Here is a 21124-nt window from a genome sequence, read left to right as displayed (position 1 = left end):
GAGAGACCGCGCGCACGACATACCATCGGACTCGCCCGAGAGGTTGATCGCCGTGCGAGGGGAGATCGTCGATGGAACGAACGACCTGTTTGGTGGTCGGTGGCGGGCCCGCGGGCATGGTGCTCGGCCTGCTGCTCGCCCGCGCCGGCGTCGAGGTCACCGTGCTGGAGAAACACGGCGACTTCCTGCGCGACTTCCGCGGTGACACCGTGCACCCCACCACCCTCGACCTGCTCGACGAACTCGGCCTCGGCGAGGAGTTCGCGAAACTGCCCGCGCGGCGGCTGGAATCGGTGCAGCTGCCGGTCGGCGGCTCGTTGCAGACCCTGGCGACGCTGAACACCCTGCCCGGCAAACACAAATACATCGCCATGGTGCCGCAGTGGGATCTGCTCGACCTGCTCGCCCGCGCCGCCGATCGCGAACCCGGCTTCCGGCTGCGGAGGAACACCGAGGCCACCGGCCTGATCCACGCCGACGGCCGGGTCACGGGTGTGCGGTACCGGACTACCGAGGGCGGCACCGGTTCGATCGAGGCCGTGCTCACGGTGGCCTGCGATGGACGCGATTCGGTGCTCAGGGCCGCCGCCGGGCTGCGTCCACGCCGCTGGCCCACGCCGATGGACGTGTGGTGGTTTCGCCTGCCGCGCACCGGGATCGATCCCGCGGGCGCGATTCCGCTCGTCACCCCGCGCCGCGCCGCCGTCATGCTCGATCGTGGCGACTACTGGCAGTGCGCCACCCTCATCGCCAAAGGCAGCGACGCAGAGGCGCGGCGCGGGCCCGTCGGGGCGATTCTGCGCGAAATGGCCGAGGCCGTACCGTGGCTGACCGACCGAGTCGACGCGCTGCACAGCTGGGACGAGGTCAAGCTCCTCAACGTCCAGCTCGACCGCCTGGAACGCTGGTACATCGACGGCCTGCTGTGCCTCGGCGACGCCGCGCACGCCATGTCCCCGGCGGGCGGCGTCGGCATCAACCTCGCGGTACAGGACGCGGTCGCGGCGGCGAGAATCCTTGCCGCGCCCCTCCTTTCCGGACGGGTGCGGGTCCGGGAGCTGGCCAGGGTGCAGCGCCGCCGCTGGTTGCCGACCGTCGTCACGCAGGGCATGCAGCGGTCGCTGCACACCTGGGCCATCGGGCCCGCCCTGTCGGGTCGAGTGGACCTCTCGCGCGCGGGCAACGCGCCGTTGCCGCTGCGGATCCTGCGGCGCGTCCCGGTGTTGCGCGGCGTTCCGGCCTTGCTGATCGCCCGCGGGATATTGCCCGAGCACGCACCGGATTTCGCACGCCGGGCGCACTGAGGACTAGACGAACAAGGGCTCCGCCCCGTCGTCAGGGTGCCTCGGTAGCCGCGAGACCCAGCCCGCGACCACGGCGAGCCCGGTTTCGCGATGCACGGCGAGGAAGCCGAACGGCCGATCGAAGACGACGTCGACGCGGGTGACGAGATGGTCGCCCGGCAGCGGCATGCTCACCGCCCTGGCGGCCACGGCGGTGACGGCCGCGGCTTCGAAACCGTCGCGGGTGAAGCGCGCCAGCACGTCCTGCGCGCCCTGGGCGATCGCGAGTTCCTGCGGCGAGATCGCCGGAAAGTGGCCGTGGTCGGTCGTCATGGCAGCGGACAGGCCGAACAGTTCGGGTGTGGCGCACAGATCGTGCGAGGAGCGGATCTCGAAGGGCGGCATCCGGATATCGAGCCGGTCGCCGGGCAGCGGCGAACGATAGTGCGAGACCCGCAGCCCGGGTCCGGGGGTTCCCGGCGACAGCTCGGCGTGGCCGGGCGTCGGTCCGGTGAGGGCCGCGAGGCCGGTGGCGAGCACGGCGTCCGGTGCGGACGAGCCGAGCAGCAGGTGCACGTCCAGGTCGGCGGTCCCGGTGACCACCACGCGCGTCACCGGGTCCTGGCCGTCCAGGAGGGCGACCGCGGTGAGGTCGCCGGTGGATCGCGCGAGGCCGCGACCCCTGATCCCGCGCCACGGCCCGGATTCGGGGCACAGCACGGTCTCGTCGAACGACTCGCGCCATTGGGTCTTGGCTACCAGCGCGGTCGCCAAGACCACGAGAGTGTCGGGTGTGAGGCACAGCGGGAACCGTTCGATCAACCCGCCGGTCCCGCGCGCGGCCCAGGCGTCGAGCGCGTCCTGCCCGGTCAGCCGCCCGATGGTGTCCGGCGGCATGGTGTCGGTCCACTCGCGGCGCAGCGGAAGCGTCTCGGCGAACCACGCGCCGAGCACCGCGGACACGTCATCGGACTCGGTCATGATCCGCGTCAGCTCCAGCGCGGCATCGTGCGCCGCCTCGGCGGGCAGCCCGATGGCGGCTTCCAACTCGGTGCGGGCGGGTCCCGACGCGGCCCCGGCGAGCAGGGCGAGCAGCGGCCAGAGCCCGGCGCCCGAGACGACGAAATCGTCCTCTCCCGCCGCGGCGACCCACCGCGCGGTCAGGTCGTTGACGGCGGCTACCCGTGTGTCCACTGTGCTCCCCACGCCGTCACGATAGTCGCGACAGGCAGGGGGTCAGGCGGGCTTGGCCAGACCGGAGAGCGCGCGGATGGCATCGGTCAGCGAGATCGGGTGGTCGTGCTCGATCGCGGCGAGCCCGGTCTCGAGCAGCTGGCGCATCAGCATGGACTGGGTGATACCGCGATCGGCGGCCGCGGTCTTGATCCGCGCGTCCAGCTCGATCGGCATCTTCAGCGACCGCGACACCATGATGCCTTCGGGGCCGGGGGTCGGGGGCAGCTCGACCGGTTCGTCGCTGTATTCCAGACGGGCGGCGAGAGCGGCCACCTCTTCGGGAGTGTCGGGCCATTCGGTGTTGCTCATCGCATCTTCTCCCACGTGCTGAATTCCTGGAGTTGATCCGTCGTCATCGGCTGGGCTGCCACGACCTGATGATCGGAGCCGTCCAGCATTCGCAGGGTGACGATCAACGGTCGCCCGTCATCGGTGCGACCCCAGATCGTCAGCGCCGTAACCCCGGTCACCGGGTCGACGCCACGGCGCGGCCACCGACGGTCGGCATAGAGCACCTCGATCACCTCGTGGCGCTCGATCCCGGCCAGGGCCAGAACCGTCGAGATGCCGTACCACCATTCGTAGGCCACATCCCGATCGTACCGGCCGGGTACCACCCGCGTGGTACCTGACTTCGGATACTCAGGTGCCCAGCTGCGTCGAAGGGCGGGGGACGGCCGGATGATCGTGCCTGCGCGCTTCTCGGCGCGCGGGCACGGTCGGTCGCTAGGCCTGGTCCGGGCGCAGGATGATCGTGCCGAACGCGGCGCGCTGTTCGAGCAGTTCGTGGGCGCGGGCCGCTTGGTCGAGGGGCAGCGTCGCGTCGAGGAGCGGCTGGAGCGTTCCGGCTCCGACCTCGGCGAGGACCGCCGCGCGGTAGCCCGCCACCTTGCCGAGCCATGCGGGGCCCGCGCAACCGATCAAGGTCAGCCCGCGGGTGACGAGGTCGATCGCGGTGATCGGCGCGGGACCGCCGGAGAGGAAGCCGTAGCCGAGCATGCGCCCGCGCAACGGCGTCATGAGGTCGAGCAACGCCGGTGTCGCCGGTCCGCCGATCGCGTCGAACACGACGTCCAGTGTCGTGCCGCCGAGCACGCTGCGGAGGCGGTCGGTCCACTCCGGATCGTTGTGGTCGACGACGTCGGCGGCCCCGAGTTCACGCGCTCGCGCGGCCTTGTCGGGTCCGCCCGCCGTCGCGATGACGCGCGCACCCCGGCGGACCGCGTACTGGGTGAGGTACGCGCCGACGCCGGTCGCGGCCGCTTCGATCAGCACGGTCTCGCCCGCGGTGGGCGCGGCCGTGTCGATCAGGGCGGTCGCGACCGAACCGCCCATCAGCACCGCGGCGGCGACGGCGGCGTCCATGCCGTCCGGGATGGACGTCGCCTGCGCGGCAGCCGCGACGACGAAGTCGGCATAGGCGCCGGAACCGTTGGTGGCCACCGCCACTCGACGCCCGATCAGGCCGGGATCGACGCCCGCCCCGGTCTCGGTGACGACACCGGCGGCCTGGAAGCCGAACACCAGCGGCGGCTCGGCGGGCGTCGGGAAACTGCCCGCGCGGATCGCGACTTCCGGGTACAGCACCGGGATCGCCTCCGCCCGGACGACCAGTTCGCCCGCGCCCGGCCGCGGCTGTGGCACTTCGCGCGGAACCAGCACCTCGGGCCCGCCCACCCCTGTCATTACGATTGCTCGCATCGAGAACTCCCATAAGTTGACTGACGGTCCAGATATTTCTCGCACGACGATATGGACCGTCGGTCAACTTTGTCAACGACGAAGGCGGATGACATGTCCGAGGGGCGGACCCGGGAACGGGCCGACGCCGCCCGCAACCGGCGCGCGATCCTGGACGCGACCAGGACGCTGCTCGCCGAGCGCGGGGCCGAGGGCGTCACCATGGACCGGGTCGCGGCCATGGCGGGGGTGGGCAAAGGCACCATCTTCCACCGCTTCGGCAGCAGGGCGGGCCTGCTGCACGAGTTGGTCGCCGAACCCGCGGTGGCCCTGATGGAGGCCGTCTCCAGCGGCCCGCCGCCGCTCGGGCCCGGCGCACCCGCCGCCGAACGCCTGTCGGCCTACTTCGCGGCGATGACCGACCTCGTGATCGACAACGTCGAACTCGTCGTGGCCTACAACGCGGTGCCGCCGCACCCGAGGCGCGAGGAGTTCCACGCGTTCTGGGCCGCGCACATCACCGCGATGCTCGGCGAGGCGCGCCCGGATCTGGACGCCGAAGCGGTCGGCGCACTGCTGCTCGCGCCGTTGGGTGGTGAGCTCGCTTCCGGGATGGTGCGCGCGGGGGAGGCGGATCGCTTGCGCGCCGCGATGCGCGAACTCGTGGCGTCGGTGCTGCGCGCCCCCGAGTCCGCTTGAGACGCCGGCCGGTCAGTCGCGCGCGAGGATGGCTTCGAAGCGTTCGTCGGCGCGATCGAGCTGGCCGAGGATGTGCTGCTTGACGTGGTCGGCCAGGGGTGTGTCCGGCCTGCTCACCAGATCGCGGTAGACGTCGGTGAGCGGGCGGTACTTAACGGCCAGCTTGCGCATGATCGGCCCGTCGGCGTAGAGGATGCCCACGCCGTTGTCGGTGAAATCGGAGAGCTTGACGACGCGCGCCCACGGTGCGCGATCCAGGGTCGACGCGACGTGATCGCGGTACTGCTCGTGGCTGTCGCGCTCGGGGTCGGGCTCGGGGACGGTGACGGCGGCGACGAGCTCGGCGACCCGGCCGCCGAAGCGCTCGGACAGTTCGGTGAGCGCGGCGTCGGTAGGGGAGCCCGCGCGCGTTCCCGCCAGCTCGGCCGGGTGGTCTTCCACGGAATCGTGCAGCAATCCCGCCGCCACCACGTCGGCGTCGCGCACCTCGTAGTGGCTGACGATCCGGATCGCCACGCGCAGTAGGTGATTCAGATAGGGTTCGCGGCCGTAGCGATCGTCGCGGTGCAACTCGGAGGCCAGGTCGAGCGCCTCGGTGAGGCGATCCTCGTCCGGCAGTTCCGCGATCTCGAGCAGCAGTCGTTCGCGCAGTCCCGCCTCGCCATAGACCTCGCTGATCGTGTGCAGCGGCATCACGGCCAAGACTCCCGCCCCAGGATTGCTCATACCGCCAATCTATCGGGCCGACCGGCCGCGCGCAGTGCCCTGCGACACTTTGTTCACCTGATGGACCGGAGTGATTCTCGCGCGTGGATGTACTCGGCTGGCGGCGAATGCGCTTCGCCGCCAACCATTTTCGGTTCGGATTCCGCGAGGTGCGGCAGGGCTGGGCTCAGCGCACGTCGCGCGGACGGAACTGAATGCTGATCCGAGGGCCGACCGGTTTGCGCGTCTTGGGCACCGCGTGCTCCCAGGTGCGCTGGCAGGAGCCGCCCATCACGAGCAGATCGCCGTGTCCCACCTGGTAGCGGATGCTCGCGCCGCCCCGGCGCGGCCGCAACAGCAGGGCGCGCGGTGCGCCGAGGGACAGGATCGCGACCATGGTGTCGTGCGTCGCCCCGCGACCCGAGGTGTCACCGTGCCAGGCCACGCTGTCGCGCCCGTCGCGGTAGTAACACAGGCCCGCCGTGCGGAACGGTTCGCCGAGTTCGGCGGCGTAGTAGCGGCCGAGCGCGTCGCGCGCCTCGCCGAGGATCGGGTCCGGCAGATCCGCCTGTTCGTCATAGAAATGCAGGAGCCGGGGGACGTCGACCACCCGGTCGTACATCGGCCTGCGCTCGGCTTGCCACGGGACCTCCCGCGCCAGCCGGTCGAACAGCGCGTCGGCTCCGCTGAGCCATCCGGGGCGCACGTCGACCCATGCGCCGTCGGACAGTGCCGTGCGCTGCGTGCCGTCGAGCGAGCCGAGGCGCGCGTCCCCGAACCCGTCGAACAGCGAACCCTGCAGCCATGCCGTCACCCGCCCGACCCTACCTCCATTCGAACATATGTGCACATACCCGCGCTCACATGCGGCCGAGGATGTCCCGCGCGATCGCCGTCGCGGCGGGCGCGCGACTCCGCGTCGTCGATCTCCAGATCGCCACCGCCGCGCTGGGCCGCCCCGCCGATACAGGCGACCCGACCACCGGGATCGTCACGGCGATTCGCCGGTAGCGCTCGCCCCGCGGCGACCGTGGACCACAGGTGGCGCGTCAGTGCTGGATCAAGCCGCTGACCGGGACGGGAGCGACGTGGCCGGTCGCCGGAAGGGATCGAGCCAGCGCGAGGCCGATGTCGACGAGTGATGACCGGCGTAGGCGGGCGACGTCGGGGATCGGAGTCCAGACCGACTCGGCGGTCGCTCCGTTGGGTTCCGGCCGGAGCCTGCCGCCGGTGATCCGGACGCCGTAGAAGACACCGACGTTCTGGTGCTCGGCTCCGGCGCGCGCGGCGGCCGCGGGGATCACCCGCGAGTCCACGCCGAGCAGGCGTTCGACGACCCCGTGGCAGCCGGTCTCCTCGGCGAGCTCACGGATCACCGTGTCGAATGGATCCTCCGCGTGCTCGACTCCACCGCCTGGAAGAGTCCAGGTGGTTTCGCCGCTCGGTGCGACGTGATGGGCGAGCAACACCCGCCCGTCCTCGACGCATACGGCATACGCCGCCAGCCTGAAACTCATCCCCGCAACCTCCCGCCGGACCCTATCCCGCCTCGGCGACACCCGCGATCTCTTATTGCCGCCGTTCACTTCCCGTCTTCGACCGACGAAACAACCGGTGTCCGCAGTACTCCGAAACGGCAAGCACCCTTCGGCGGGCGCGACATGAACGCGCGCCGTCGCCTCACAACCCGCGGCAGGTGGCACCGCTCACAGCCGGTTCGTGGGGCAGCTCACAGGCCGATATGCCTGGTGAAAGCCCGGTCGGAGGCGCTGTTACGCTGCTAGCCGTAAAGACATCCTTTAACGGACCGTCCGGTGAGGCGGGGAAGGAGGTCGGCATGGCCGTGCCCGGAGATCGGGCCGCCAAGTCCGGCGCTGCCGAGACGACGCACTCTCAGCGGCACACACCCGAATGGGTGTCGGCGGGGCGGGAGCTGTTGTCGGCTTCCGACGTCGGCCGGACCATCGCGCGCATCGCGCACCAGATCATCGAGAAGACCGCGCTGGATTCCGACGAGGCCGTGTCGCCGCGCGTGGTGCTGATCGGCATCCCGACTCGCGGCACCACCCTGGCCGCGCGGCTGACCGACAAGATCGAGGAATTCTCCGGCGTCCGCCCGGCCCTCGGCTCGCTCGACATCACCCTCTACCGCGACGACCTGCGCAGCCGTCCGCACCGCCCGCTGGAGCGCACGTCGGTGCCCGACGGCGGCATCGAGGACGCGCTCGTGGTGCTCGTCGACGACGTGCTGTTCTCCGGCCGCACCGTGCGCTCGGCCCTGGACGGGCTGCGCGACCTCGGCAGGCCGCGCGCCGTGCAGCTGGCCGTGCTGATCGACCGCGGCCACCGTGAACTACCGATCCGCGCCGACTTCGTCGGCAAGAACGTGCCCACCTCGCGGTCGGAGGACATCTCCGTGCTGCTGACCGAACACGACGGCCGAGACGGGGTTTATTTGCACCAGGAGGAGGCGTAGATGAGCCACATTTGCGCAGCCCTGCTCATCGGAGCCGACCGGGTGCGGGTGTCCCGCATGACCCAGGAGGCCGAGGCGTGAGACATCTGCTGAGCGTCACAGATCTGGACCGCGCCGCCGCGACCGAGCTGCTCGACGAGGCCGAGCGCTTCGAGCAGGCGCTGCTCGGCCGCGAAGTGCACAAGCTGCCGACCCTGCGCGGCCGCACCGTCATGACCGTGTTCTACGAGAACTCCACCCGCACCCGGGTGTCCTTCGAGGTCGCCGGGAAGTGGATGAGCGCCGACGTGATCAACGTCAGCGCGAGCAGCTCGTCGGTGTCCAAGGGCGAATCGCTGCGGGACACCGCGCTGACCCTGCACGCCGCGGGCGCGGACGCGCTGATCGTGCGCCACCCCGCCTCCGGCGCCGCGCACCAGATCGCGCACTGGATGGACGGATGGGCGCGCGCCGAGGGCCGGGCCTCCGGTCCGGCGATCATCAACGCGGGCGACGGCATGCACGAACACCCGACCCAGGCACTGCTCGACGCGCTGACGCTGCGTCAGCGGCTCGGCGACATCGAGGGCAAGCGGGTCGTGATCGTCGGCGACATCCTGCACAGCCGGGTGGCGCGCTCGAACGTCTTCCTGCTGCACACCCTCGGCGCCGAGGTGGTGCTGGTCGCGCCGCGTACGCTGCTGCCGATCGGCGTCGAAGCCTGGCCCGCCAGGGTCGCGCACCACCTGGACGCCGAACTGCCCGGCGCCGACGCGGTCCTCATGCTCCGCGTGCAGGCCGAGCGCATGAACGGCGGTTTCTTCCCGTCGGCGCGCGAGTACTCGGTGCGCTACGGGCTGTCCGAGCGCAGGCTCGCGCTGCTCGCGGAGCACGCGGTGGTCATGCACCCCGGCCCGATGCTGCGCGGCATGGAAATCGCCTCCGCCGTGGCGGACTCGCCGAAGGCTGCGATCCTGCAGCAGGTCACCAACGGCGTGCACCTGCGGATGGCGGTGCTGTTCCGCCTGCTGGTCGGCGCGCAGGAGGCGGTGGCATGAACGGCAACGACGAGCGGAAGGTGACGCCCGGCATGAGCGGTCAGGGCTCGGAGGAGGCAGCTCGCGTAACCACGGAGAGCCCCCGCTCGGGCCGAAAGGAGACAGCATGAGTGGGCTGTTGATCAAGGGGGCCTTGATCTACGGCGAGGGCGAGCCGGTCGACGTGTTCGTCGCCGACGGCGAGATCCGGCAGATCGGCACCGATCTCGGCATCGTGGACGCCGAGATCATCGACGCGCAGGGCCAGATCTTGTTGCCCGGCTTCGTCGATCTGCACACCCACCTGCGCGAACCGGGCCGCGAGGACACCGAGACCATCGAGACCGGCTCCGCCGCCGCCGCGCTGGGCGGCTACACCGCCGTGTTCGCCATGGCCAACACCAACCCGGTCGCCGACTCGGTGGTCGTCACCGATCACGTCTGGCGGCGCGGTCAGGAGGTCGGCCTCGTCGACGTGTTCCCGGTGGGCGCGGTGACGGTCGGCTTGGAGGGCAAGCAGCTCGCCGAGATGGGCACCATGGCCGCCGGAGTCGGCGCGGTGCGCATGTTCTCCGACGACGGCCACTGCGTCTACGACCCGCTGATCATGCGCCGTGCGCTGGAGTACTCGAACTCCCTCGGCGTGCTCATCGCCCAGCACGCGGAGGAGCCGCGGCTCACCAAGGGCGCGGTCGCGCACGAAGGCCCGACCGCCGCCAGGCTCGGCCTGGCAGGTTGGCCGCGCGCCGCCGAGGAGTCGATCGTGGCCCGCGACGCGCTGCTCGCCAGGGACGCGGCCGCGCGCGTGCACATCTGCCACGCCTCCACCGCGGGCACCGTGGAACTGGTGAAATGGGCCAAGTCCCAGGGCATTTCGATCACCGCCGAGGTGACGCCGCACCACCTGCTGCTCGACGACTCGCGGCTGGAGACCTACGACGCGGTCAACAAGGTCAACCCGCCGCTACGCGAGGCCTCCGACGCCGCGGCGCTGCGCCGGGCGCTGGCCGAGGGCATCATCGACTGCGTGGCCACCGACCACGCCCCGCACGCCGAACAGGACAAATGCTGCGAATTCGCCGTAGCACGTCCGGGCATGCTCGGGCTGGAGACCGCGCTGTCGATCATCGTGCAGACGATGGTGCGACCGGGGCTGCTGGACTGGCGCGGCGTGGCCCGCGTGATGAGCGAGCGTCCCGCGCAGATCGTCGGACTCGACGACCACGGCCGCCCCCTCGAGGTGGGCGAGCCCGCGAACCTCACCCTGGTCGACCCGGACGCCACCTGGACGGTGCGCGCCGCCGAGCTGGCCAGCATCTCGAACAACACGCCGTTCGAGGCGATGACCTTCCCGGCCAAAGTGACGGCGACGGTGCTGCGCGGCCGGGTGACCGCCCGGGAGGGTAAGGCGGTCGGCTTGGGTTCCGCGGCGCGAGCGACGGGCCCGGAGGCGGTAGCGGAGCGTGACCACGCAGGGCACCGGGAGCGCCGCCGATCCGATACAGGAGGTCCGTAGTGGAAAGAACGCTGTGGGTGGTCGGGCTGTTCGCGCTGTTCGTCCTCGCTCTCTGGCTGATGTATCGAGGCTGGACCAATCGCGAGGCACGTCAGCGGGAGCGGATCGGCGAACTGCCGCCGGTGCCCGCCGAACTCGGCGCGCAGGTGCTGGAACCGACCACCGGGATGTATCTCGGCAGCACCATCGCGCCCAGCTGGCAGGACCGGATCGCGGTGGGTGATCTGGGCTTCCGCGCTACGGCGGAGCTCACGCGGTTCGAAGGGGGAATTCTGCTCGAGCGTGACGGCGCGACGGTGATCTGGATTCCGCAGGAATCCATCACGGCGGTGCGCACCGAGCGCGGACACGCGGGCAAAGTGATGACGGAAGATGGTGTGCTGGTAATTCGCTGGAAGCTGCCGACCGGAACCGAGATAGACACCGGTTTCCGAGGTGACGACAAGACGGTGTACCCGGCGTGGGCCACGACGATGACGGGAGATGACAGAACGTGAACGAAGCGGCTGCGCTGGTGCTCGAGGACGGCCGGGTGTTCCGCGGCACCGCCTACGGCGCCATGGGCGAGACGCTCGGCGAGGCGGTGTTCTGCACCGCGATGACCGGGTATCAGGAGACCCTGACCGACCCCAGCTACCACCGCCAGATCGTGGTGGCGGCGGCACCGCAGATCGGCAACACCGGATGGAACGACGAGGACGACGAGTCCTCGAAGATCTGGGTGGCCGGCTACGTGGTGCGTGACCCCGCGCGGCGGGCGTCGAATTGGCGCGCGACCACCACGCTGCCCGACGCGATGCAGCGCCAGGACATCGTCGGCATCGCGGGCGTCGACACCCGCGCGCTGGTGCGCCACCTGCGCACCCGCGGCTCGATGAAGGCGGGCATCTTCTCCGGTCCCGCCCTCGCCGACGCCGACGCGCTGCTGGCCAGGGTCAACGGCCAGCCGTCCATGCTCGGCGCGGACCTGGCCGGTGAGGTCAGCACCGACTCGGTCTACACCATCGAGCCGACCGGCGAGCGCCGCTTCACCGTCGTCGCCGTCGACCTGGGCATCAAGACCAACACCCCGCGCATGTTCGCCCAGCGCGGCATGCGCGTGCACGTGGTGCCCTCGACCGTCACCCTGGACCAGATCCGCGAGCTGAAGCCCGACGGCGTCTTCCTGTCCAACGGCCCGGGCGACCCGGCCACCCAGGACGGCGCGGTCGCGATCACCCAGGGCGTGCTGGAGCAAGGGCTGCCGCTGTTCGGCATCTGCTTCGGCAACCAGATCCTGGGCCGGGCGCTCGGCCGCAAGACCTACAAGATGAAGTTCGGCCACCGCGGCATCAACGTCCCGGTCGTCGAGCACGAGACCGGGCGGATCTCGATCACCGCGCAGAACCACGGCTTCGCCCTGGAGGGCGAGCAGGGCGAGCAGTTCGACACCCCGTTCGGCCGCGCCGAGGTCAGCCACGTCTGCGCGAACGACGGCACCGTCGAGGGCGTGCGCCTGCTCGACGGCCGCGCGTTCTCCGTGCAGTACCACCCGGAGGCCGCCGCCGGTCCCCACGACGCCGCATATCTGTTCGACCGTTTCGCCGGTCTCATGGAAGGAGCCTGATGCCTCGCCGCGAGGATCTCCACCACATCCTGGTGATCGGCTCGGGCCCGATCGTCATCGGCCAGGCCTGTGAGTTCGACTATTCCGGCACCCAGGCGTGCCGGGTGCTCAGGTCCGAGGGCCTGCGCGTATCGCTGGTGAACTCCAACCCGGCGACGATCATGACCGACCCCGAGTTCGCCGACTCGACCTACGTCGAGCCGATCACGCCGGAGTTCGTCGAGAAGGTCATCGCGAAGGAGCGTCCCGACGCCATCCTCGCCACCCTCGGCGGGCAGACCGCGCTGAACACCGCCGTCGCGCTGCACGAGCGCGGCGTGCTGGAGAAGTACAACGTCGAGCTGATCGGCGCCGACTTCGAGGCCATCCAGCGCGGCGAGGACCGGCAGAAGTTCAAGGACATCGTCGCCAAGGTCGGCGGCGAGAGCGCACGGTCGCGGGTCTGCTTCACCATGGACGAGGTGCGCGAGACGGTCGCCGAGCTGGGCTTCCCCGTCGTCGTGCGGCCCTCGTTCACCATGGGCGGCCTCGGCTCCGGCATGGCCTACAACGACCAGGACCTCGACCGCATCGCGGGCGGCGGTCTGGCCGCGTCGCCGACCGCCAACGTCCTGATCGAGGAGTCCATCCTCGGCTGGAAGGAATACGAGCTCGAGCTCATGCGCGACGGCCGCGACAACGTCGTGGTGGTCTGTTCGATCGAGAACGTGGACCCGATGGGCGTGCACACCGGCGACTCGATGACCGTCGCACCGGCCATGACGCTCACCGATCGCGAGTACCAGAAGCTGCGCGACCTGGGCATCGCCATCTTGCGCGAGGTCGGCGTCGATACCGGCGGTTGCAACATCCAGTTCGCGGTGAACCCGCGCGACGGCCGTCTGATCGTCATCGAGATGAACCCGCGCGTCTCGCGCTCCTCGGCGCTGGCTTCCAAGGCCACCGGCTTCCCGATCGCCAAGATCGCCGCCAAGCTGGCCATCGGTTACACGCTGGACGAGATCGTCAACGACATCACCAAGGAAACCCCGGCCTGCTTCGAGCCGACCCTGGACTATGTCGTCGTCAAGGCGCCGCGGTTCGCGTTCGAGAAGTTCCCCGGCGCCGACCCGACGCTGACCACCACCATGAAGTCGGTGGGCGAGGCGATGTCGCTGGGCCGCAACTTCTCCGAGGCGCTCGGCAAGGTGCTGCGCTCGCTGGAGACCAAGGCCACCGGCTTCTGGACCCTGGACGACGGCCCGTGGGCCCCGTCAGGCGATGACGTGCAGGCCGCTGTCGACAAGATCCTGGACGACCTGCGCACGCCTATCGAGGGCCGCATCTACCAGGTCGAGCGGGCGCTGCGCTACGGCGCGAGCATCGAGGACGTGGCCGCGGCCTCCGGTATCGACCCGTGGTTCGTCGCCGAGGTCGCCGGTCTGGTCGAGCTGCGCCAGGAGATCATCGACGCCCCCGTGCTCGACGAGCCGCTGCTGCGCCGCGCCAAGCACTACGGCCTGTCCGACCGTCAGCTCGCCGCACTGCGACCGGAACTGGCGGGGGAGACGGGCGTGCGCGCGCTGCGCCACCGGCTCGGTGTGCGCCCGGTGTTCAAGACCGTCGACACCTGCGCCGCCGAGTTCGAGGCCAAGACCCCGTACCACTACTCGGCCTACGAGCTCGATCCCGCCGCGGAGTCCGAGGTGGCGCCGCAGCGCGAGCGCGAGAAGGTGATCATCCTCGGCTCCGGCCCGAACCGCATCGGCCAGGGCATCGAGTTCGACTACTCGTGCGTGCACGCGGCGCAGACGCTGTCGCAGGCCGGCTACGAAACGGTGATGGTCAACTGCAACCCGGAGACCGTCTCCACCGACTACGACACCGCCGACCGGCTCTACTTCGAGCCGCTCACCTTCGAGGACGTGCTCGAGGTCTACCACGCCGAAAGCGAGTCCGGCACCGTCGCGGGCGTCATCGTGCAGCTGGGCGGACAGACCCCGCTGAGTCTGGCGCAGCGGCTCACCGACGCCGGTGTCCCGGTGGTCGGCACCAGCGCGGCGGCCATCGACCTGGCCGAGGATCGCGGCGAGTTCGGTGAAGTGCTGGTCGCGGCCGGGCTGCCCGCGCCGAAGTACGGCACCGCCACCACGGTCGAGCAGGCCAAGAAGATCGCCGCGGGCATCGGCTACCCGGTGCTGGTTCGCCCGTCCTACGTGCTCGGCGGGCGCGGCATGGAGATCGTCTACGACGAGAAGTCCCTCGAGGGCTACATTTCCCGCGCCACCGAACTGAACCCCGAGCACCCGGTGCTGGTCGACCGTTTCCTCGAGGACGCCATCGAGATCGACGTCGACGCGCTCTGCGACGGCGAGGAGGTCTACCTCGGCGGCGTGATGGAGCACATCGAGGAAGCGGGCATCCACTCCGGCGACTCGGCTTGCGCGCTGCCCCCGATCACCTTGGGCCGCAGCGACATCGAGGCGGTGCGCCGCTCGACGATCGCGCTGGCCAAGGGCATCGGCGTCAAGGGCCTGCTCAACGTGCAGTACGCGCTCAAGGACGACGTGCTCTACGTGCTCGAGGCCAACCCGAGGGCCAGCCGCACGGTTCCGTTCGTCTCCAAGGCCACCGCGGTGCCGCTGGCCAAGGCCTGCGCGCGAGTCATGCTGGGCGCCACCATCGCCGAGCTCCGCAAGGAGGGCATGCTGCCCAGCGAGGGCGACGGCGGCCATGTCGCACTGGACGCCCCGGTCGCGGTGAAGGAAGCGGTGCTGCCGTTCCACCGGTTCCGTCGCGCCGACGGCAGCGGTGTGGATTCGCTGCTCTCCCCGGAGATGAAGTCGACCGGCGAGGTGATGGGCATCGACGCCGATTTCGGCACCGCCTTCGCCAAGAGCCAGTCCGCGGCCTACGGCTCGCTGCCCACCGAGGGCACGGTCTTCGTCTCGATCGCCAACCGCGACAAGCGGGCCATGGTGTTCCCGGTGAAGCGGCTGCACGATCTGGGCTTCCGCATCCTGGCCACCGAGGGCACCGCGGAAATGTTGCGCCGCAACGGTATTCCGTGCGAGCAGGTGCGCAAGCACTCCGAGGAGGGCCCGGCCGACGAGCCGACCATCGTGGAGCAGATCCGCGACGGCGAAGTCGACATGGTGTTCAACACCCCCTACGGCAACTCGGGCCCGCGCGTGGACGGCTACGAGATCCGCACCGCCGCGGTGGGCGTGAACATTCCGTGCATCACCACGGTGCAGGGCGCGGCCGCGGCCGTGCAGGGCATCGAGGCCTGCATCAACGGCGGCATCGGCGTGCGGTCCCTCCAGGAACTGCACTCGTCGCTGCGCGGCTGAGGCGGCGGTCGATGAAAACGTTCGGTGCGCGGCTGCGGCACGCGATGCATCACTTCGGCCCGCTGTGCGTCGGCATCGATCCGCACCCGCAGCTGCTGTCGGCCTGGGGCCTGCCCGAGAGTGCCGAGGGCCTGGAGAAGTTCGCCGAGATCTGCGTGGAGGCGTTCGACGGCACCGTCGCGCTCGTCAAACCGCAGGTGGCGTTCTTCGAGGCCCACGGTTCGGCCGGGATCGCGGTGCTGGAAAGGACCGTCGAGGTGCTGCGCGCGTCGGGGACGCTGGTGCTCGCCGACGCCAAACGCGGCGACATCGGCTCCACCATGGACGCCTACGCCCGTACCTGGCTCGGCGACGGGCCGCTCGGTTCGGACGCGGTAACCGTCTCGCCGTACCTGGGTTTCGGTTCGCTCGCGCCCGCGTTGTCGCTGGCCGAGGCCAACCACCGCGGCGTCTTCGTGCTCGCCGCCACCTCGAATCCCGAAGGGGCGCAGGTGCAGCTGGCGCGCGCCGGGGACGGGCGCAGCATCGCGCAGACGATGGTGGACGAGGCCGCCGCGCGCAACGCGGGCGCAGGCTTCGGGTCGATCGGCGTCGTCGTGGGCGCCACCCTCACCGAGGCGCCCGACCTGTCCGCGCTGAACGGCCCGATCCTGATGCCGGGCGTCGGAGCACAGGGCGGTGGCCCCGAGTCGGTGCGCGATCTGGTGCCCGAGTCGATGCTCGGCGCGGTGGTGCCGAATGTGTCACGCGAGGTGTTGCGCGAAGGTCCCTCGGTGTCGGCACTGCGTGCCAGGGTCGCCGCACTTCAGGAGGATTTCGCCTTCCTGGGGCGCTGAATCCCGCGACGGCGGATTCTTCGATCGATCACGTTCGCGGCCCGCGGGCTCGGTACCGACCGAACCCGCGGGCCGCTTTGCGGTGTCTGGCCGCCATTCTGCGGGGTTTACACGTGTTCCGCGCGGGGAAACCTGGGTGGCGTGTGGTGAATCGCGCAGGCGGCGATTCAGCGGCACGCCGTGCCCGCCTGCTCTCATCGCCGGCCCCGGACGCTATGCGCCGGGGCTTTTCGTCGTCCGCGGGTGCGATCGATCCCATCCGATGAGACAAATGTTCGATCCGACACGCGGACGAACAGCGCGACACGCGGGAAATTTCCAGAAACTTCCTGGTCGGAAGCCTGCACAGTTGCTGACACCTTGTGACGTGTCACCGCAACCGCTCCGCTAACTCTGGAATGCTTCGAAAAAACGCTGGTAGCAGGGCGTTTCCGGGATTCGGCGGTACGATCACCGCAGCGCCCGGAGCGCGACGCGCATCCGGTGCGGCTCGCCCCTAGGGCATGCAGAATCATGCGCTGACCTGGGGGGTGGGTTCGCAATCGGCGGACGTCGTGGGTACGGTCGCTGAGACCGCGCGGGTTACCGGCGGTAGATCAAGCAATGAACGATGAGACGGAGGAACCGTGGCCCTTCCCCAGCTGACTGACGAGCAGCGCGCCGCTGCTTTGGAGAAGGCGGCTGCCGCTCGCCGCGCTCGGGCGGAGCTCAAGGAGCGCTTGAAGCGTGGCGGCACCGACCTGAAGAGCGTCCTCAAGGATGCCGAGACCGACGAGATCCTCGGCAAGATGAAGGTGTCGGCGCTGCTGGAGGCCCTGCCCAAGGTCGGCAAGGTCAAGGCGGCAGAGATCATGACCGAGCTGGAGATCGCCCCCACCCGCCGTCTGCGCGGACTCGGCGATCGGCAGCGCAAGGCGCTGCTCGCCCGCTTCGACTTCGACGCCTGACGACGAGGGTGGTCGAACACACGCGGAAGGGTCGGCTGGTAGTACTGGTCGGCCCCTCGGCCGTAGGCAAGTCCACGGTCGTGCGGTGCGTGCGGGAACGCCTGCCCGAACTGGTCTTCAGTGTGTCGGCGACGACCCGGGCCCCGCGGCCCGGGGAGGTCGACGGCCTCGACTACCAGTTCGTCTCCCGTGAGCGGTTCGACGCCATGATCGAGGCGGGCGAACTCCTGGAATGGGCGGACATCCACGGCGGCCTGCAGCGGTCGGGTACCCCGGCCGGGCCGGTGCGCGAAGCGCTCGACGCGGGCATACCCGTGCTCGTCGAGGTGGATCTCGAAGGCGCGCGCTCGGTGCGCCGTGCGATGCCGGACGCTCTTCTGGTCTTCCTCGCCCCGCCGAGCTGGGACGAACTGGTCTCCCGGCTCACCTCGCGCGGCACCGAATCGCCGGAAGTGATCGAGCGCAGGCTGCAGACCGCGAGGACCGAATTGGCGGCCTGTGACGAGTTCGACATCGTCATCGTGAACGACGAGGTGACCAGCGCCTGTGAGCAGTTGGTATCGTTGTTCGTTAGCACAAATTCGAGGTAGTTGCCGAACACCCGTGTCCCGCCTCGGCCGGGGCAAGGGCGCTGACATGGCACGCTCGATTACCCGCTGATTTTTCCCACGACAACCCGCAGGAGCCTCACCAGTGAGCGACACCAAGACCGCGCCCGCGTACGACACCCCGATCGGCCTGACCAACCCGCCGATCGACGAACTGCTCGAGCGCACGTCGTCCAAGTACGCGCTGGTCATCTACGCCGCCAAGCGGGCCCGCCAGATCAACGACTACTACAACCAGCTCGGCGACGGCATCCTCGAGTACGTCGGCCCGCTGGTGGAGCCGGGCCTGCAGGAGAAGCCGCTGTCGGTGGCCATGCGCGAGATCCACTCCGACCTGCTCGAGCACTCCGAGGGCGAGTAACCCCTCCCGCGTCCGCGCGTGATGCCGCAGTATCGAACCCCCCGCGTCGCCGGGGACGAGCCCACGGAGGCGCAGTGACCACACGCATCGTCGTCGGTGTCAGCGGAGGCATCGCCGCCTACAAGGCCTGCGCGCTCGTCCGGCGTTTCACCGAGACCGGGCACGAGGTCAGGGTGATCCCCACCGAGTCGGCGCTGCAGTTCGTCGGCAAGGCGACCTTCGAGGCCCTGTCCGGGAACCCGGTGCACACCGACGTGTTCACGGACGTGCCCGAGGTCCCGCACGTTCGGCTGGGGCAGGAGGCCGACCTCGTGGTCATCGCCCCCGCCACTGCCGACCTGATCGCGCGCGCCGCGCACGGCCGCGCCGACGATCTGCTCACCGCCACGCTGCTGACGGCGCGATGTCCGGTGCTCTTCGCGCCCGCGATGCACACCGAGATGTGGGAGCATCCGGCCACCGTGGCCAATGTGGAGACGCTGCGCAGGCACGGCGCGACGGTCATGGAGCCCGCGTCGGGCCGCCTCACCGGCACCGACACCGGTCCGGGCAGGCTGCCCGAGCCCGAGGAGATCTTCGGGCTGGCCTCGCTGCTCCTGGAGCGCGCCGACGCCATCCCGCGCGATCTGGTCGGCCGCCGCGTGGTGATCACCGCGGGCGGAACCAGGGAACCGCTGGATCCGGTGCGTTTCCTCGGCAACCGCAGCTCGGGCAAGCAGGGCTACGCGCTGGCCAGGGTCGCCGCGCAGCGCGGCGCGCACGTCACGCTCATCGCGGGCAACACGATCGAGATGGCCGCGCCCGCGGCCGTCGACCTGGTGCACATCACCACCGCCGAACAGCTCAAGACCGCCGTGGAGAAGCACGCGGTCGGCGCGGACGCGGTGATCATGGCGGCGGCGGTGGCCGATTTCCGGCCGACCAACGTGGCCGCGGCCAAGATCAAGAAGGGCGCGGGCGAACCGGACGTCATCCCGTTGACCAAGACCGACGACATCCTCGCCGGGCTGGTGCAGTCGCGGCGCGACGGTCAGCTGCCGGATACCGCCATCGTCGGTTTCGCGGCCGAGACCGGCGACGAACACGGTGACGTGCTCACCCACGCGCGCGCCAAGCTGGCCCGCAAGGGGTGCGACCTGCTCGTGGTCAACGCGGTCGGCGAGGGCAAGGCCTTCGAGGTCGACACCAACGACGGCTGGCTGCTCGGCGCCGACGGCACCGAACAGGCCCTCGACCACGGGTCGAAGGCGCTGCTCGCCAGCCGGGTGCTGGACGCGCTGGGTCCGCTGTTGCACACCAGGTAAGGACGCGCTGGGTCCGCTGTTGCACACCAGGTAAGTTGGACGCGATCGAATTACGTTGCCGCGCCGATCGATCGGATCGGACCTCGGCGGTCGGCGCGGTGCGCGAATGTGTGCCGCGTCCGCCGCGGTTCCGGATAGTCTGAGACGGCGATAAGCGGCGGATTCGGCGCGTCGAGGTTTGGAATAGTCTGAGATGAAGGGTTGCGCGGCGGCGGTATCGCATTACTGTCGCTGTGGCCATCCGATACGAGAAACCCGTTGAGGGAGAGGGAACAACTGTGCGCACGTCTGGCAGCCGCCTATTCACCAGTGAGTCCGTGACCGAGGGTCATCCGGACAAGATCTGTGACGCCATCAGCGATTCCATCCTCGACGCGTTGCTGGCGGAAGACCCGCGCAGCCGGGTCGCCGTGGAGACGCTCGTCACCACCGGTCAGGTGCACGTCGCGGGTGAGGTCACCACCTCCGCCTACGCCGATATCCCGCGCATCGTCCGCGAGAAGGTCCTCGAGATCGGATACGACTCGTCCGCAAAGGGTTTCGACGGCAACTCGTGCGGCGTCAACATCGCCATCGGCGCCCAGTCGCCGGACATCGCGCAGGGCGTCGACACCTCGCACGAGGCGCGTATCGGCGGTGAAGACGACGAGATCGCCAAGCAGGGCGCGGGCGACCAGGGCCTGATGTTCGGCTACGCCAACACCGACACCCCCGAGCTGATGCCGCTGCCGATCGCGCTCGCGCACCGGCTCTCGCGCCGCCTGACCGAGGTCCGCAAGACGGGCGTGCTGCCCTACCTGCGTCCCGACGGCAAGACCCAGGTCACCATCGAATACGACGGCCACCGGCCGGTCCGGCTCGACACCGTGGTCATCTCGACCCAGCACGCCGCCGACATCGACCTGGACAACCTGCTCGCGCCCGATATCCGCGAGAAGGTCCTCGACTCGGTGCTCGCCGACCTGAACCTGCCCACCCTGGACATCGCCGACGTCCGGCTGCTGGTCAACCCGACCGGCAAGTTCGTGCTCGGCGGCCCGATGGGCGACGCGGGCCTGACCGGCCGCAAGATCATCGTCGACACCTACGGCGGCATGGCGCGGCACGGCGGCGGCGCGTTCTCCGGCAAGGACCCGTCGAAGGTCGACCGCTCGGCCGCGTACGCCATGCGCTGGGTCGCCAAGAACGTGGTGGCCGCGGGCCTCGCCGACCGGGTCGAGGTGCAGGTCGCCTACGCCATCGGTAAGGCGGCGCCGGTCGGTCTGTTCGTCGAGACCTTCGGCACCGAGAAGGTCGACCCGCAGCGCATCTCGAGCGCCATCACCGAGGTGTTCGACCTGCGCCCCGGCGCCATCATCCGCGACCTGGACCTGCTGCGCCCGATCTACGCGCCGACCGCGGCCTACGGTCACTTCGGCCGCACCGACGTCGACCTGCCCTGGGAGCACACCGACCGCGCGGACAAGCTGCGCGCGGCCGCCGGTCTGTAGGCCGACCGGGCTGGAGTGAACCGACCCCC

General features: G+C 70.1%; 21 protein-coding genes and 1 pseudogene. 15 read left to right on the top strand and 7 right to left on the bottom strand.

Annotated features, from left to right (window positions below):
• Window positions 1-71 precede the first annotated feature (71 nt).
• Window positions 72-1304: an FAD-dependent oxidoreductase gene (locus AC3ERS_RS31105; protein ID WP_431971689.1), complete on the top strand. Its 1233-nt coding sequence runs from the start codon at window positions 72-74 to the stop codon at window positions 1302-1304.
• A gap of 3 nt (window positions 1305-1307) precedes the next feature.
• On the opposite strand, the gene AC3ERS_RS31100 is transcribed toward AC3ERS_RS31105, so the two are convergent.
• The 4 genes from AC3ERS_RS31100 to AC3ERS_RS31085 all read right to left on the bottom strand — a co-directional run bounded on the left by AC3ERS_RS31100 (window position 1308) and on the right by AC3ERS_RS31085 (window position 4220).
• Entirely contained in the window at window positions 1308-2489 is a 1182-nt protein-coding gene (locus AC3ERS_RS31100; protein WP_431971688.1) for a serpin family protein, read from the bottom strand.
• A gap of 30 nt (window positions 2490-2519) precedes the next feature.
• The gene (locus AC3ERS_RS31095) at window positions 2520-2828 is read right to left on the bottom strand and encodes a ribbon-helix-helix domain-containing protein (RefSeq protein WP_431971687.1); all 309 of its coding nucleotides are present in this window, start codon (window positions 2826-2828) and stop codon (window positions 2520-2522) included.
• Entirely contained in the window at window positions 2825-3109 is a 285-nt protein-coding gene (locus AC3ERS_RS31090) for a hypothetical protein (protein ID WP_431971686.1), read from the bottom strand. The genes AC3ERS_RS31095 and AC3ERS_RS31090 overlap by 4 nt, the downstream gene beginning before the upstream one ends.
• A 136-nt stretch (window positions 3110-3245) precedes the next feature.
• Window positions 3246-4220, bottom strand: a complete 975-nt coding sequence (locus AC3ERS_RS31085; protein ID WP_431971685.1) for a quinone oxidoreductase family protein — start codon at window positions 4218-4220, stop codon at window positions 3246-3248.
• A gap of 93 nt (window positions 4221-4313) precedes the next feature.
• Here AC3ERS_RS31085 and AC3ERS_RS31080 point away from each other — a divergent pair, with 93 nt between their 5' ends.
• Entirely contained in the window at window positions 4314-4898 is a 585-nt protein-coding gene (locus tag AC3ERS_RS31080; RefSeq protein WP_431971684.1) for a TetR/AcrR family transcriptional regulator, read from the top strand.
• Window positions 4899-4910: 12 nt separating this feature from the next.
• Here the strand turns inward: AC3ERS_RS31080 and AC3ERS_RS31075 are convergent, their stop codons facing one another.
• Complete coding sequence (locus tag AC3ERS_RS31075; protein ID WP_431971683.1) at window positions 4911-5624, bottom strand: HD domain-containing protein; 714 nt, start codon at window positions 5622-5624, stop codon at window positions 4911-4913.
• A gap of 166 nt (window positions 5625-5790) precedes the next feature.
• Window positions 5791-6417, bottom strand: a complete 627-nt coding sequence (locus AC3ERS_RS31070; protein WP_431971682.1) for an alpha-ketoglutarate-dependent dioxygenase AlkB — start codon at window positions 6415-6417, stop codon at window positions 5791-5793.
• Between the two features lie 62 nt (window positions 6418-6479).
• Between AC3ERS_RS31070 and AC3ERS_RS31065 the strand changes: the two genes are divergently transcribed.
• Entirely contained in the window at window positions 6480-6614 is a 135-nt protein-coding gene (locus tag AC3ERS_RS31065) for a hypothetical protein (protein ID WP_431971681.1), read from the top strand.
• Between the two features lie 38 nt (window positions 6615-6652).
• Here AC3ERS_RS31065 and AC3ERS_RS31060 read toward each other — a convergent pair whose 3' ends face one another.
• Window positions 6653-7120: an NUDIX hydrolase gene (locus tag AC3ERS_RS31060; protein WP_431971680.1), complete on the bottom strand. Its 468-nt coding sequence runs from the start codon at window positions 7118-7120 to the stop codon at window positions 6653-6655.
• 320 nt (window positions 7121-7440) lie between these two features.
• Here AC3ERS_RS31060 and pyrR point away from each other — a divergent pair, with 320 nt between their 5' ends.
• From pyrR to metK, 12 genes and pseudogenes are all read left to right on the top strand, one after another.
• Entirely contained in the window at window positions 7441-8079 is a 639-nt protein-coding gene (gene pyrR, locus AC3ERS_RS31055) for a bifunctional pyr operon transcriptional regulator/uracil phosphoribosyltransferase PyrR (RefSeq protein WP_431971679.1), read from the top strand.
• Between the two features lie 77 nt (window positions 8080-8156).
• Complete coding sequence (locus AC3ERS_RS31050) at window positions 8157-9116, top strand: aspartate carbamoyltransferase catalytic subunit (RefSeq protein ID WP_431971678.1); 960 nt, start codon at window positions 8157-8159, stop codon at window positions 9114-9116.
• Between the two features lie 106 nt (window positions 9117-9222).
• Window positions 9223-10506 (top strand): annotated as a pseudogene (locus AC3ERS_RS31045) (dihydroorotase); the annotation flags it as partial.
• Between the two features lie 104 nt (window positions 10507-10610).
• Window positions 10611-11108 carry a PH-like domain-containing protein gene (locus AC3ERS_RS31040; protein WP_431971677.1) on the top strand — a complete coding sequence of 166 codons (498 nt, stop codon included), beginning with the start codon at window positions 10611-10613 and terminating at the stop codon, window positions 11106-11108.
• Entirely contained in the window at window positions 11105-12217 is a 1113-nt protein-coding gene (gene carA / locus AC3ERS_RS31035; protein WP_431971676.1) for a glutamine-hydrolyzing carbamoyl-phosphate synthase small subunit, read from the top strand. Before AC3ERS_RS31040 ends, carA begins: the two co-directional genes overlap by 4 nt.
• Window positions 12217-15549, top strand: a complete 3333-nt coding sequence (gene carB, locus AC3ERS_RS31030) for a carbamoyl-phosphate synthase large subunit (RefSeq protein ID WP_431971675.1) — start codon at window positions 12217-12219, stop codon at window positions 15547-15549. The genes carA and carB overlap by 1 nt, the downstream gene beginning before the upstream one ends.
• Before the next feature lie 11 nt (window positions 15550-15560).
• On the top strand, window positions 15561-16385 hold the full coding sequence (gene pyrF / locus AC3ERS_RS31025) for an orotidine-5'-phosphate decarboxylase (protein ID WP_431971674.1): 825 nt from the start codon (window positions 15561-15563) through the stop codon (window positions 16383-16385).
• A gap of 626 nt (window positions 16386-17011) precedes the next feature.
• The gene (gene mihF, locus AC3ERS_RS31020; protein ID WP_040708330.1) at window positions 17012-17332 is read left to right on the top strand and encodes an integration host factor, actinobacterial type; all 321 of its coding nucleotides are present in this window, start codon (window positions 17012-17014) and stop codon (window positions 17330-17332) included.
• A gap of 8 nt (window positions 17333-17340) precedes the next feature.
• Window positions 17341-17922: a guanylate kinase gene (gmk, locus tag AC3ERS_RS31015; RefSeq protein WP_431971673.1), complete on the top strand. Its 582-nt coding sequence runs from the start codon at window positions 17341-17343 to the stop codon at window positions 17920-17922.
• Between the two features lie 103 nt (window positions 17923-18025).
• A complete protein-coding gene (gene rpoZ, locus AC3ERS_RS31010; protein ID WP_068066473.1) occupies window positions 18026-18301 on the top strand; it encodes a DNA-directed RNA polymerase subunit omega in 276 nt (91 codons plus the stop codon).
• Between the two features lie 74 nt (window positions 18302-18375).
• Window positions 18376-19605, top strand: a complete 1230-nt coding sequence (gene coaBC / locus AC3ERS_RS31005) for a bifunctional phosphopantothenoylcysteine decarboxylase/phosphopantothenate--cysteine ligase CoaBC (protein WP_431971672.1) — start codon at window positions 18376-18378, stop codon at window positions 19603-19605.
• A 278-nt stretch (window positions 19606-19883) separates the two neighbouring features.
• Window positions 19884-21095, top strand: a complete 1212-nt coding sequence (gene metK, locus AC3ERS_RS31000; protein ID WP_431971671.1) for a methionine adenosyltransferase — start codon at window positions 19884-19886, stop codon at window positions 21093-21095.
• Window positions 21096-21124 lie beyond the last annotated feature (29 nt).

It is taken from the genome of Nocardia sp. bgisy134 (assembly GCF_057708325.1).
This window is presented reverse-complemented; position numbering and strand designations above follow the sequence as displayed.